The 12,159-nt window shown below is 67.1% G+C and carries 12 protein-coding genes; 6 read left to right on the top strand and 6 right to left on the bottom strand.

The features are described 5' to 3' along the window. Window positions 1-90 precede the first annotated feature (90 nt). The 5 genes from atpD to AC3WJI_RS14420 form a co-directional block, all read right to left on the bottom strand. Entirely contained in the window at window positions 91-1,566 is a 1,476-nt protein-coding gene (atpD, locus tag AC3WJI_RS14440) for a F0F1 ATP synthase subunit beta (protein ID WP_492757974.1), read from the bottom strand. A 19-nt stretch (window positions 1,567-1,585) separates the two neighbouring features. Next, window positions 1,586-2,200 (bottom strand): DUF6030 family protein, encoded by a 615-nt coding sequence (locus AC3WJI_RS14435; RefSeq protein ID WP_492757973.1) that lies wholly within the window; start codon window positions 2,198-2,200, stop codon window positions 1,586-1,588. Beyond that, window positions 2,200-3,090 carry a F0F1 ATP synthase subunit gamma gene (locus AC3WJI_RS14430; RefSeq protein ID WP_492757972.1) on the bottom strand — a complete coding sequence of 297 codons (891 nt, stop codon included), beginning with the start codon at window positions 3,088-3,090 and terminating at the stop codon, window positions 2,200-2,202. Before AC3WJI_RS14430 ends, AC3WJI_RS14435 begins: the two co-directional genes overlap by 1 nt. Before the next feature lie 126 nt (window positions 3,091-3,216). Further along, window positions 3,217-4,746, bottom strand: a complete 1,530-nt coding sequence (atpA, locus tag AC3WJI_RS14425; RefSeq protein WP_492757971.1) for a F0F1 ATP synthase subunit alpha — start codon at window positions 4,744-4,746, stop codon at window positions 3,217-3,219. An 11-nt stretch (window positions 4,747-4,757) separates the two neighbouring features. Then, window positions 4,758-5,312 carry a F0F1 ATP synthase subunit delta gene (locus AC3WJI_RS14420; protein WP_492757970.1) on the bottom strand — a complete coding sequence of 185 codons (555 nt, stop codon included), beginning with the start codon at window positions 5,310-5,312 and terminating at the stop codon, window positions 4,758-4,760. 186 nt (window positions 5,313-5,498) lie between these two features. Between AC3WJI_RS14420 and AC3WJI_RS14415 the strand changes: the two genes are divergently transcribed. Beyond that, complete coding sequence (locus AC3WJI_RS14415) at window positions 5,499-6,419, top strand: hypothetical protein (RefSeq protein WP_492757969.1); 921 nt, start codon at window positions 5,499-5,501, stop codon at window positions 6,417-6,419. A gap of 219 nt (window positions 6,420-6,638) precedes the next feature. Here the strand turns inward: AC3WJI_RS14415 and AC3WJI_RS14410 are convergent, their stop codons facing one another. Continuing rightward, window positions 6,639-8,111, bottom strand: a complete 1,473-nt coding sequence (locus tag AC3WJI_RS14410) for a DEAD/DEAH box helicase (RefSeq protein ID WP_492757968.1) — start codon at window positions 8,109-8,111, stop codon at window positions 6,639-6,641. A 240-nt stretch (window positions 8,112-8,351) separates the two neighbouring features. Here AC3WJI_RS14410 and pncB point away from each other — a divergent pair, with 240 nt between their 5' ends. From pncB to AC3WJI_RS14385, 5 genes are all read left to right on the top strand, one after another. Next, a complete protein-coding gene (gene pncB, locus AC3WJI_RS14405) occupies window positions 8,352-9,656 on the top strand; it encodes a nicotinate phosphoribosyltransferase (protein ID WP_492757967.1) in 1,305 nt (434 codons plus the stop codon). 78 nt (window positions 9,657-9,734) lie between these two features. Next, entirely contained in the window at window positions 9,735-10,223 is a 489-nt protein-coding gene (locus tag AC3WJI_RS14400) for a PilZ domain-containing protein (RefSeq protein ID WP_492757966.1), read from the top strand. 27 nt (window positions 10,224-10,250) lie between these two features. After that, window positions 10,251-10,580 (top strand): hypothetical protein, encoded by a 330-nt coding sequence (locus AC3WJI_RS14395; RefSeq protein ID WP_492757965.1) that lies wholly within the window; start codon window positions 10,251-10,253, stop codon window positions 10,578-10,580. A gap of 62 nt (window positions 10,581-10,642) precedes the next feature. Further along, window positions 10,643-11,683, top strand: a complete 1,041-nt coding sequence (gene ada, locus AC3WJI_RS14390) for a bifunctional DNA-binding transcriptional regulator/O6-methylguanine-DNA methyltransferase Ada (protein ID WP_492757964.1) — start codon at window positions 10,643-10,645, stop codon at window positions 11,681-11,683. Next, on the top strand, window positions 11,680-12,159 hold the full coding sequence (locus tag AC3WJI_RS14385; protein WP_492757963.1) for a DUF1203 domain-containing protein: 480 nt from the start codon (window positions 11,680-11,682) through the stop codon (window positions 12,157-12,159). Before ada ends, AC3WJI_RS14385 begins: the two co-directional genes overlap by 4 nt.

Below are 12,159 nucleotides of genomic sequence, written 5' to 3'. Positions count from 1 at the left end.
GGGGGGGGGGCAGGTGTCTCATCGAGACCGGCGCCTGCGTGGACAGGCCCCACCCAACCCCTCCCCTGAGGGGGAGGGGCTAGTGATAACTTACGCCTCGTCGGCCAGCTTCTTGGCCTTGGCGATTGCGTCGTCGATGCCGCCGACCATGTAGAAGGCTGCCTCGGGCAGGTGATCGTATTCGCCGTTCACCACTGCCTTGAACGACTTGATCGTGTCCTCGATCTGCACGAACGCGCCGGGGATGCCGGTGAACACTTCGGCGACGTGGAACGGCTGGCTGAGGAAGCGCTGGATCTTGCGCGCGCGGCTGACGGTCAGCTTATCCTCTTCCGAAAGCTCGTCCATGCCGAGGATCGCGATGATGTCCTGCAGCGACTTGTACTTCTGCAGGATCGCCTGGACGGCACGGGCGGTCTCGTAATGGTCCTGGCCGACGACGCGCGGCTCGAGCACGCGGCTGGTCGAGTCGAGCGGATCCACCGCCGGGTAGATACCCAGCTCCGAGATCGCACGGTTGAGCACCGTGGTCGCGTCCAAGTGGGCGAACGAGGTTGCCGGCGCCGGGTCGGTAAGGTCGTCGGCGGGGACGTACACGGCCTGGACCGAAGTGATCGAGCCCTTGTTGGTCGAGGTGATGCGCTCCTGCAGCGCGCCCATGTCGGTCGACAGGGTCGGCTGATAGCCCACGGCCGACGGGATGCGGCCGAGCAGTGCCGACACTTCGGCGCCCGCCTGGGTGAAGCGGAAGATGTTGTCGACGAAGAACAGCACGTCCTGGCCTTCGACGTCGCGGAAATATTCGGCGATGGTCAGGCCCGACAGCGCGACGCGGGCGCGCGCGCCCGGCGGTTCGTTCATCTGGCCATAGACCAGCGCGACCTTCGAACCCTCGCTGATGGCGTTGCCCTCGGCATCCTTGGCGATCACGTTCGCGTCGAGGAACTCGTGATAGAGGTCGTTGCCCTCACGGGTACGCTCGCCGACGCCGGCGAACACCGACGTGCCGCCATGGCCCTTGGCGATGTTGTTGATCAGCTCCTGGATGAGCACGGTCTTGCCCACGCCGGCGCCGCCGAACAGGCCGATCTTGCCGCCCTTCGCATAGGGGGCGAGCAGGTCGATGACCTTGATGCCGGTGACGAGGATCGCGCTTTCGGTCGACTGGTCGACGAACTCGGGGGCCTTGGCGTGGATCGGCGAACGCAGGTCGGTCGCGACCGGGCCGCGCTCATCGATCGGGTCGCCGACGACGTTGAGGATGCGGCCGAGCGTCGCGGGGCCGACCGGAACCTGGATCTGGTTGCCGGTGTCGGTGACGGTCTGGCCGCGGGTCAGGCCCTCGGTCGCGTCCATCGCGATCGTGCGGACGGTGTTCTCGCCGAGATGCTGGGCAACCTCGAGGACGAGGCGGTTGCCGTTATTGTCGGTCTCGAGCGCCGAGAGAATGGCGGGCAGCACGCCGCCATCGAACGACACGTCGACGACGGCGCCGATGACCTGCGAGATGCGGCCGACATTGTTGGTGGTCGCCTGCGGGGCGAGAGTGTCTGCGGCGGTTGCCATTATTTCTATCCTTGGCGGTCTAGCTGTTGGCGGGGGCACTAGCCCCGGGGCGGGAAAAAGTCACGATAATGCGCTGGATGCCGGCACCGAGCTCGGGGGCGGGCTCGCGCGCCACGCGGAAGGTCGCGCCGTTGGCGGTGCCGACCGCGTCCTTGCCGGCGTTGAGCGCGGCGGCGACCTCGCGCGCACCGGCCATGCCGAGCACGCGGAAGCTGTTGACGATCATTTCACCGAGCGACTTGGCCGCGCGCGCACCCTGGTCGGGCTGCGGAAGATCGAGCCGGTAGCGAAGCTCGTCGAGCTGGGTCGCGCTGCCGGTCACCGTGATGTACGCGGTGTTCGGCTTGTCGGTCGGCTTGAAGTCGAGCGCAGTCGGGATCGCCTCGGCCTGGTAGCGGCCGGCCTTGGCCGAATAGGCGCCGAGCCGCGCGCCGGTGCGGTTGAGCACGTCGATCGCATTGGCGGGGTCGCGCCAGAATTCGCTCCAGCCCTTCTCGAACACGACCGGCACTGCCGATGCCGATGCCGTCGAGGTCGGCGAGGCGCTGGGCGCGGCCTTGGGCGCATCGGCCGCGGGCTTGCACGCGCCGAGCACCGCGACCGCGGTCAGCAAAAGGGGCAGCGCCCGCCGCATCAGAGTGCTTCGGCGCCCGAGATGATTTCGACCAGCTCGGTGGTGATCGCCGCCTGGCGGGCACGGTTGTACTGGATCGACAGCCGCTTGATAAGATCGCCCGCGTTGCGCGTGGCGTTGTCCATCGCGGTCATCTTGCTGCCCTGCTCGGACGCGGCATTCTCGCGCATCGCGCGGAACAGCTGAATCGCGACGTTGCGCGGCAGCAGGTCGGCGAGGATGGCTTCCTCGTCGGGCTCGTAGATGACGGCGGCGGGCGCCGCCTGGCTGGTCGGCGTGCCTTCGGGAACCGCGCTCGGCGCGACCGGGATGATCTGCTGCTCGGTCGGTTCCTGGGTGAGGACCGACTTGAAGTGCGAGTAGAACAGGTGCGCGACGTCGAACTCGCCCGCTTCGTAGCGCGCGACCAGATCCTCGGCATAGCCGCGGGCATCGTCGAAGCGCAGCTTGCCGAGATCGCCCGGCTCGATCGAGTGGAGGAAGTCCTTGGGGAATAGCCGGTTGAGCACCGCGCGGCCCTTGCGACCGATCGTGTAGAACTTGACCGTCTTGCCCTCGGCCTGCAGCTCCTGCGCGCGCCGGCGGGCAAGACGGGCGATGTTGGTGTTGAACGCGCCGGCGAGGCCCTTGTCCGAGGTCGCGACGACGAACAGATGAACCTGGTCCTTGCCCGTGCCGGCAAGCAGCTTGGGCGAGCTCTCGCTCACCGTCACCTTCGAGGCGAGGCTCGCGACGACGCTCTCGAGCCGCTGGGCATAGGGACGCCCGGCCTCCGCCGCTTCCTGCGCGCGGCGCAGCTTCGCGGCGGCGACCATCTTCATCGCCTTGGTGATCTTCTGGGTCGACTTGACCGAGTTGATCCGGACTTTGAGTGCCTTGAGAGAGGCCATTGCGTTCCTACAATTCCGTTCGGGCTGAGCTTGTCGAAGCCCCGTTCTTTCTTCTCTTCCGGGGAAGAAGAAGTGCAGCCCTTCGACAAGCTCAGGGCGGACGGGGTGGGGTCAGTCCGTAGTTTCTTACGCGAACGTCTTGCCGAACTCGGTCAGCGCGGCCTTGAGCTGGTCGCGGACATCGTCCTTGAGGTCCTTGCTGTCGCGGATCGCGGTCAGCACGCCGGCATGCTTGCTGCGCATCTCGGCGAGCATCGCCGCCTCGTAGCGCACCACGTCCTGCGCGGCGATGCCGTCGAGGAAGCCCTGCGTACCGGCGAAAATCGACACGGTTTGCTCTTCGAACGGCAGCGGCGAGAACTGCGCCTGCTTGAGCAATTCGGTCAGACGCGAACCGCGGTTGAGCAGCTTCTGGGTCGAGGCGTCGAGGTCCGAGCCGAACTGCGCGAACGCCGCCATCTCGCGATACTGGGCGAGCTCGAGCTTGATCGAGCCGGCCACCTTCTTCATCGCCTTGGTCTGCGCGGCCGAGCCGACGCGGCTCACCGACAGGCCGACGTTGATCGCCGGGCGGATGCCCGCGAAGAACAGGTCGGTCTCAAGGAAGATCTGGCCATCGGTGATCGAGATCACGTTGGTCGGAATGTAGGCCGACACGTCGCCTGCCTGGGTCTCGATGATCGGCAGTGCGGTCAGCGAGCCGCCGCCATTGGCGTCCGACATCTTCGCCGCGCGCTCAAGGAGACGCGAGTGGAGATAGAACACGTCACCCGGATAGGCTTCGCGGCCCGGCGGACGGCGCAGCAGCAGCGACATCTGGCGATAGGCGACCGCCTGCTTCGAAAGATCGTCGAACACGATCAGCGCGTGCATGCCGTTATCGCGGAAATACTCGCCCATCGCGGTGCCGGTATAGGGCGCAAGGAACTGCATCGGCGCCGGATCCGACGCGGTCGCGGCGACGACGATGGAATATTCCATCGCGCCATTCTCTTCGAGCGTCTTGACGAGCTGCGCGACGGTCGAGCGCTTCTGACCGACTGCGACATAGACGCAGTAGAGCTTCTTCGACTCGTCGTTGCCGGCGTTGACGCCCTTCTGATTGATGAAGGCGTCGATCGCGACGGCCGACTTGCCGGTCTGGCGATCGCCGATGATCAGCTCGCGCTGGCCGCGGCCGACGGGGACGAGCGCGTCGATCGCCTTGAGGCCGGTCTGCATCGGCTCGCTGACCGACTGGCGCGGAATGATGCCCGGGGCCTTGACCTCGACGCGGCTGCGCTGGTCGGCGACGATCGGGCCCTTGCCGTCGATCGGATTGCCGAGACCGTCGACGACGCGGCCGAGCAGGCCCTTCCCAACGGGGACGTCGACGATCGTGCCGGTGCGCTTGACGGTGTCGCCCTCGCGGATCTCGGCGTCCGAGCCGAAGATCACGACGCCGACATTGTCGGCCTCGAGGTTGAGCGCCATGCCCTGCACACCGTTGGCGAACTCGACCATCTCGCCGGCCTGGACATTGTCCAGCCCGTGGATGCGCGCGATGCCGTCGCCGACCGACAGCACCTGGCCGGTCTCGGAAACCTCGGCGTCGGTGCCGAAGCTGGCGATCTGGTCCTTGATGACCTTGGAGATTTCTGCGGCGCGGATATCCATTGTCTTAGCCTTCAGCCTTTCATCGCGTGCGCGAGGGAGTTCAGACGGGTCTTGATCGACGAATCGATCATCTGGCTGCCGATCTTCACGACCAGCCCGCCAAGGAGCGAGGGATCGACCGAGAGGTCGACATTGACGTCGCGGCCGAGCCGGGTGCGCAGCTGCTGCTTGAGCGCGCTCACCTGGTCGTCGTCGAGCGGATGCGCCGAGGTCACTTCCGCGGTGGTCTCGCCGCGATGCGCGGCGGCGAGCTGGCGGAACGCGCGGATGATCGCAGGCAGCTGGCCGAGCCGGCGGTTCTGCGCGAGCACGCCGAGGAAATTGGTGGTGGTCGCGTCGAGCCCGAGCGTGCCGGCGGTCGCCGCCACGGCCTTGGCGGCAGGGCCGCGGGCGATCAGCGGGCTGGTGGTCAGCGCCTTGAAATCAGCCGATTCGTCGAGTGCCTGGCGTACCGTGGCGAGGCTGGCCTCGACTTGGGTCAGGGTCTTCGAATCGCGCGCAAGCTCGAACAGGGCGGTTGCATAGCGTCCGCTGAGACTGGCCTGGATACCGCCGGAATTCTCCACGCGTGTCGGTTCCTCTTGGAGGGTTCGGAATTCGCCCCATGCAAATAAAGGGGCACGCCGGACGGGCGCCCCGATGGGTCGCGGCGCGGTTAGCATCGGTGTCACGGGGATGCAACCCGACTCCTCTGGACAAGCGCCCGCGAAGGTGATGCTCTTCGTGCGGGGAAAGGAAGACAGGGGGGAATCATGAATCGCAGGACGTTGCTCATGGCGTCGGTGCTGGCCTGCGCCGGCGCCGCGCAGGCCGAAGTGCTGGAGATCACCGGTGAGTTTCCGGCGAACAATCGCGAGGCGAGCTTTCTCGAATCGGTCTCGGTCGATCGCTTCGGCGGAAATGATGGCGCCGCGCTGCAGATCGCGATCGAGCGCGCGCTCGGCGGCAGCCAGTTCGAGCTGCTCGCCGGGCGCACCGGCCGCGACACCGCCCAGGGCTCGATCTCGGGCAGCGTCTCTTCGGGCGTCGACGAAAGCAGCTTCACCAAGAAGGAGAAGCAATGCGTCTCCAAGGACGACAAGGGCAAGTGCACCAAGGAGGAGCAGGTCGAGATTCGCTGCAAGCGCCGGATCATCGACGTCAAGGCCGACATCCGCATCGTCCGCAACACCGACGGCCGCATCCTCTATTCCGAGGCCAAGCCGTTCCGTGAAGAAGTGAGCTGGTGCCCTGGCGGCAGTGCCGGCCGGACGGTGGAAGACGTGATCGAAGGCGCGATCCGCGACATCGCCGGATCGGTGCGGGCAGACATCGTGCCGCATGTCGATACCTACAAGGTTCGCGTACGCGAGGGGACCAAGGGACTCTCGAAGGAATCGGCGAGCAAGTTCAAGGAACTGGTCAAATTGACCAAGCGCGATCCGCAGGGCGCGTGCCGGGGCTGGGACGCGATGCAGGCCGAGGCGCCGGGCTATGCCTCGCTGCTGTTCAACCGCGGCCTATGCGCCGAGCAGGGCGGAGACTATGAGAAGGCGCTCGGCCTGTATCAGGACGCTGCCAATGCGGGGGCATCTGAGGGCCGCGAGGGCTTCGAACGCGCGACACGGCTCGTCGCGGGGCGTGCGGATGCGCAGGAACGGGCGAGGCGAAAGCAAACTCGCACTGCGAACTGACCCAGTGCAATCCTCCCCCAGAGGGGGAGGGGGCCCGCGAAGCGGGGAGGGTAGTCGCCGCAAGCTGCGTCGCTTGGGGCGCACTACCCCTCCGTCAGCCTTCGGCTGCCACCCCCCCCTCCGGGGGAGGATTTTTCACGCCGGAAACCGGCTCGCAAACGAAAAGGGCGGTGGCACCCGATCGTGCCGCCGCCCTTGATCGCACAGCTTTAGGCTGCCTTACCGCCCGCGGCCACCCGAACCCGCCGGCCGTGCCGGACGGGCGTGGAACTTGCCCTTGGGGCGGGCATAGTTGCGCGGCTTTTCGCCGCGCGCCTCGCCCTGCGGCGCGTCGAAGCGGCGCGGACGGGCCTCGCCGTTCGCATCGGCCCGCGGCGCGCCGTCGCGGCGCTGCTGGTCGCCGCGGGGACGGTCGTCGCGGCGTTGGCCCTGACCTTGCCCGTGACGCTGGCCGCCGCCGGAGCGCCCGCCATGCTGCATCGCGCGGCCATTGCGGCCGTTCTGCTCGTCGCGGCTCATCGGCGTCGGCTGGCGAGTCGACTTGATCTTGGCGGCTTCGTTGACGAAGTCGGCCGGCAGCGGCTGGACGGTGAGCTTCTGGCGCGTCAGCCGCTCGATGTCCTTGAGATACGGCCGCTCGTCATCGGCGCAATAGCTGATCGCGAGCCCGGTGGCGCCGGCACGCGCGGTGCGGCCGATGCGGTGGACATATTGATCGGGTACGTTGGGCAGCTCGAAATTGAAGACGTGGCTGACCCCCGAGACGTCGATGCCGCGCGCCGCGATGTCGGTCGCGACGAGGATCTTGACCTTGCCGCTGCGGAATTCGCCGAGCGCGCGCTCGCGCTGCGGCTGGCTCTTGTTGCCGTGGATCGCGTTGGCGGCGATGCCATTGCCCGCGAGCAGGCGGACGACGCGGTCGGCACCGTGCTTGGTGCGGGTGAACACCAGGGCGCGGTCAATGCTCTCGTCGCGCAGCGCCAGCGTCAGCAGCGCCTGCTTCTCGGCCTGCGCGACGTGAGTCACATGCTGCTCGACGCGCTCGGCGGTGGTCGCCTCTGGCGTGACCTTCACTTCGACCGGCTCCTTGATGAACTGGCCGGCGAGGTCGCGGATCGTCTTGGGCATCGTCGCCGAGAAGAACAGGGTCTGACGCTTGGCCGGCAGATCGCGGACGATCCGCTTCAAGGCGTGGATGAAGCCCAGGTCCATCATCTGGTCGGCTTCGTCGAGCACGAGGATCTCGATGCCGAGCAGGATGGCGAAATGCTGGTCCATCAGGTCGACGAGGCGGCCGGGGGTGGCGACGACGATGTCGACGCCGCGGGCGAGGTCGGTCTTGTTCTTGTGAATCGACGTGCCGCCGAAGATCGTCGCGACCGAAAGCGGCGTACCCTTGGCATAATGCCGCGCCTGGTCGGCGATCTGGCTGGCGAGCTCGCGGGTCGGCGCGAGGACGAGCATGCGGCAGCCGCGCGGCTGGGCGCGCTTGCCCGATGCGACCAGCCGGTCGATCGAGGGGAGCATGAAAGCGGCGGTCTTGCCGGTGCCGGTCTGGGCGATGCCGAGCAGGTCGCGGCCTTCGAGCAGCGACGGGATCGACTTGGCCTGGATCGGCGTCGCTTCGCTATAGCCCTTGGCGGCAAGCGCGGCGAGAACGGTCTTCGAGAGACCGAGTTCGGAAAATTGCATGGGTAACCTTATGGATACGGCCGGCGCGCGCACGCGGAATCGGCGCGCGAAGGCGGGGTCAAAAAATGACGACCCGCGTGACTAGGGAAGCCGGAAAGCACGACCGAGACAGAGCCTGGGCACATCCGAAGAGAAAGCCCGATCACGCTGCATGATGCCTCGATGCGGCGTCATGTGGCAGCAAGGCTGACCAAAGTCAAGGTGCGGCACCCTTTTCGCGCTTCGCGGCGTTGCGCAGCCATGGCCGTCACCGATATCGCGACCCGTACCTACAATCACGGATGGCGCCTCGATCCGATCGTCCGCAGCCTGCTCGACACCGATTTCTACAAATTGCTGATGCTGCAGATGATCCGCCACCTCTATCCGGAGGTGCGCGCGACCTTCCAATTGATCAACCGTACCCGCTCGGTGCGGCTCGCCGACGATATCGATGAGGGGGAGCTACGCGCCCAGCTCGATCATGCCCGCGGCCTGCGCTTCGCCAAGAAGGAGCTGATCTGGCTTGCCGGCAACAGCTTCTACGGCCAGCGGCGGATGTTCGCGCCCGATTTCCTCGCCTGGCTCGCCGATTTCCGCTTGCCCGAATACGAGCTGCGCGCGGTCGACGGGCAGTATGAGCTGCGCTTCGAGGGGCCGTGGACGCACACGACGATGTGGGAGATCCCTGCGCTCGCGATCGTCAATGAGCTGCGCGCGCGCTCGGCGATGCGTGGGCGCGGCCGCTTCGCGCTCGACGTGCTCTATGCCCGCGCCAAGGCCAAGCTGTGGGAAAAGGTCGAGCGGCTCCAGGAACTGCCCGAGCTGGTGCTGTCGGACTTCGGCACGCGGCGGCGGCACGGCTTCCTGTGGCAGCGCTGGTGCGTCGAGGCGCTCAAGGAAGGGCTGGGCGACCGCTTCATCGGCACCTCGAACGTGCTGCTCGCGATGGACAACGACCTCGAGGCGATCGGCACCAATGCCCACGAGCTGCCGATGGTCGCCGCCGCGCTCGCCCCGGACGACGTCGCGCTGCGCCAGGCGCCGTACCGGGTGCTCGAGCAATGGCAGGCGCATTATGGCGGCAATCTGCTGATCGCCTTGCCCGACGCGTTCGGCACCGCTGCCTTCCTGCGCGACGCGCCCGATTGGGTGGCGGACTGGACCGGCTTCCGCCCCGACAGCGCCCCGCCGATCGAGGCGGGCGAGGCGATCATCGCCTGGTGGCGCGCGCACGGGCGCGATCCCAAGACCAAGCTGCTGATCTTCTCCGACGGCATGGACGTGGATTCGATCGAGCGGGTCTATCGTCATTTCCAGGGCCGCGTCCGCCTGAGTTTCGGCTGGGGCACCAACCTCACCAACGATTTTCGCGACTGCGACCCCGAGGGCGCGCCGGGGCTCGAGCCGATCTCGCTGGTCGCCAAGGTGATCGAGGCGGATGGCCGCCCTGCGGTCAAACTGTCAGACAACCCCGCCAAGGCGACCGGCGATCCCGCCGAGGTGGCGCGCTACCTGCGCCTATTCGGGGAGGAAGGGCGAATGCGCCGGGACGTTGCGGTTTAAAGTCGGTTACCGCGACGCTCACAAACTGCCACAAGGATTTCTTAACCAATCGCGCCCTAGCCCAAGTACCGGTTTTTAATGAGGGATTGGGCTGTGCTCGTCGCGCGTCTGGAAGTGCTTGGCGAAGTCGATCCGCGCGGGGCGATCCGCTTTCACGTCGCGAGCGAGAGCACCTTGCGCGGGGCCGACGGCCGGCCGATCGAGGTGCTCGTGGACAATTTCTCGCGCACCGGCTTCCTGTTCGTCTCGGAAGAAGAGTTTGCTCCCGGCACGCTGATCGCGATCGGACTGTCGGGTGCGGGATCGCGCGAGGCGCAGGTCGTGTGGCGCGAGGAGCGCCGCCATGGCTGCGAATTCCTCGTGCCGCTGCCCCAGTCGAAGATGGCGCGTGCCTTTGAAGGTCAGGCGCCGGTGCTCGCCAATCTCGAGGCCGAGCTGCGCAAGCGACTGCCTTTGGCGCAGCCGGCCCCCGTCGCACCGCTGCGCCCGAAGCCCGAGACCGCGCCGGCGCGCGCGGCGCGCAAGCAGAAGCTGGTCGACGCGATCCGCCAATTTCTGGACAATTAGTCCGCACGCGTCGTCAGCAGGAATTCTATGGTGGCCTTCTCGCTTATCGGTGCGGCCACAGGCTGCGCCTTGCCGCTTGCCCCCTTTGTTCCCGAGGATGCCGTGGCCGCGGTGACCGCGACGGTGACCCGCGTTCGCGGCATGCAGACGGCACCGGTCTATTCGATTCGTCGCACCGCTATCGTGTGGCAGGAGACGATGACGCCGCTGCCCGATCAAGCGGAGGTCGCCATGACCGATTTCGTCTTCGGAACTTGTGGATCGCAGAGCCCCTGGCTTCGCGCGGGCGACAAGATCGTGCTATATTACGTGCCGGATCGCGGTAGGCTGATACCGAGCGCCTGGAAGAAGCTGTAGCGCGCCTATTTGAGCGCAATCCGCGGGATGTGGCTGTGCGCGGTCAGGCCTATACCCACTGCATGAGCAACCAGCAGACCATCAGCGACGACACCGCCTGGGCGGCGTTCGACGCGCGCGACCGCGCTTATGACGGGCGCTTCATCGTGGCGGTGACGACCACGCAAATCTATTGCAAGCCGACCTGCCCGGCGCGGCGCCCCAAGCGCGAGCATGTGCGCTTCTATCCGGATGCGGATGCTGCGCGCGCCGCGGGATTCCGGGCATGCCTGCGCTGCAAGCCCGACGAGGTCGGGCGCGACCGCATTGCCGTGGCCGAGGCCGTCGCGCTGATCGAGGCTGCAGACGAGCCGTTGGCGCTGGAAGTGCTGGCGACGAAGGTCGGCTATGCCCCGCACCATTTCCAGCGGTTGTTCAAGCGTGCGACCGGGGTGACCCCCGCGACCTATGCCCGGGGTTTGCGCGCGCGCCGCGCCGCCGCCGCGCTGACCTCCGAGGACCGCGTGACGGACGCCATCTACGAGGCCGGCTATGCCGCGCCGAGCCGCTTCTACGAAACCGCCAATGCGCGGCTCGGCATGACGCCGAGCGCATGGAAGCGCGGCGGCGCCGGCGTGACGATCCGCTGGACGGTCGCCGAGACCAGCCTGGGGCCGCTGCTGATCGCGGCGACCGACAAGGGATTGTGCCGCGTCGCCTTCGACGAGGACCAGTTCGCGCTTGCACGGCGCTTTCCCGCGGCCGAGATCGCTTCCGGCGGCGGCGCGCTGGCGGCGCTTGCCGCGCGGGTTGTCCGGGAGGTCGAGGTGCCCGGGCGCGATCTCGATCTGCCGATCGACGTTCAGGGCACCGCGTTCCAAGAAGCCGTGTGGGAAGCGCTGCGCGCGATCCCGCCGGGCGAGACGCGCAGCTATGCGCAACTCGCCGCCGCGGCCGGCAATCCAAAGGCAGTGCGCGCGGTCGGGACGGCCTGCGGTGCCAATCATGTCGCAGTGCTGATCCCGTGCCACCGCGCCCAGCGCGCCGACGGCAGCATGGGCGGCTATGCCTATGGGCTGGATCGCAAGCGCGTGCTGCGCAAGCGTGAGGGCGTAAGCGAATGAGCTATGTGATCTCCGGGCTCGACCCGGCGCCGTTCCGGCGTCTCTACGGCCTGCCCGACGAAATCCTTGCCGCCGAGCAGGTGGTGCGCGTGACCGCGGACAGCCGCCCCGGCTTTCCCTGCCGCGTGACGCTAACCGATGCCGAGCCGGGCGAGACGCTGTTGCTCCTCAACTACGAGCATCTGCCCGATGCCAGTCCCTATCGATCGCGCCACGCGATCTACGTGCGCGAAGGGGCCGAGACGCCAGCACTCTTCACTGACGAGGTACCGGAGCTGCTAACGACTCGGTTGCTGTCGGTCAGAGCGTTCGACCGTTACGCGATGATGACGAACGCGGACGTCGTCGACGGAAATGCGCTGGGTCCGATGATCGAGACGATGTTTGCCGATCCGGCTGTGGCATATTTGCATGTCCACAACGCGAAGCGCGGCTGCTTCGCTGCCCGGGTGGACCGCGTTGAGCGATCGGACTGA

The organism is Sphingomonas sp. FW306-1B-B10E, from assembly GCF_058782005.1.
The sequence above is the reverse complement of the archived record's forward strand: the minus strand, read 5'-3'. Positions and strand labels throughout refer to the sequence as shown.

Excerpts from the sequence above, each read along its gene's own strand:
- AC3WJI_RS14415 (WP_492757969.1), top strand. The coding sequence starts at position 5,499 with ATGAATCGCAGGACGTTGCTCATGGCGTCGGTGCTGGCCTGCGCCGGC.
- AC3WJI_RS14385 (WP_492757963.1), top strand. The coding sequence starts at position 11,680 with ATGAGCTATGTGATCTCCGGGCTCGACCCGGCGCCGTTCCGGCGTCTC.
- AC3WJI_RS14395 (WP_492757965.1), top strand. The coding sequence starts at position 10,251 with ATGGTGGCCTTCTCGCTTATCGGTGCGGCCACAGGCTGCGCCTTGCCG.
- AC3WJI_RS14400 (WP_492757966.1), top strand. The coding sequence starts at position 9,735 with ATGAGGGATTGGGCTGTGCTCGTCGCGCGTCTGGAAGTGCTTGGCGAA.
- atpA (WP_492757971.1), bottom strand. The coding sequence starts at position 4,746 with ATGGATATCCGCGCCGCAGAAATCTCCAAGGTCATCAAGGACCAGATC.
- atpD (WP_492757974.1), bottom strand. The coding sequence starts at position 1,566 with ATGGCAACCGCCGCAGACACTCTCGCCCCGCAGGCGACCACCAACAAT.
- AC3WJI_RS14410 (WP_492757968.1), bottom strand. The coding sequence starts at position 8,111 with ATGCAATTTTCCGAACTCGGTCTCTCGAAGACCGTTCTCGCCGCGCTT.
- AC3WJI_RS14430 (WP_492757972.1), bottom strand. The coding sequence starts at position 3,090 with ATGGCCTCTCTCAAGGCACTCAAAGTCCGGATCAACTCGGTCAAGTCG.
- pncB (WP_492757967.1), top strand. The coding sequence starts at position 8,352 with ATGGCCGTCACCGATATCGCGACCCGTACCTACAATCACGGATGGCGC.
- ada (WP_492757964.1), top strand. The coding sequence starts at position 10,643 with ATGAGCAACCAGCAGACCATCAGCGACGACACCGCCTGGGCGGCGTTC.
- AC3WJI_RS14435 (WP_492757973.1), bottom strand. The coding sequence starts at position 2,200 with ATGCGGCGGGCGCTGCCCCTTTTGCTGACCGCGGTCGCGGTGCTCGGC.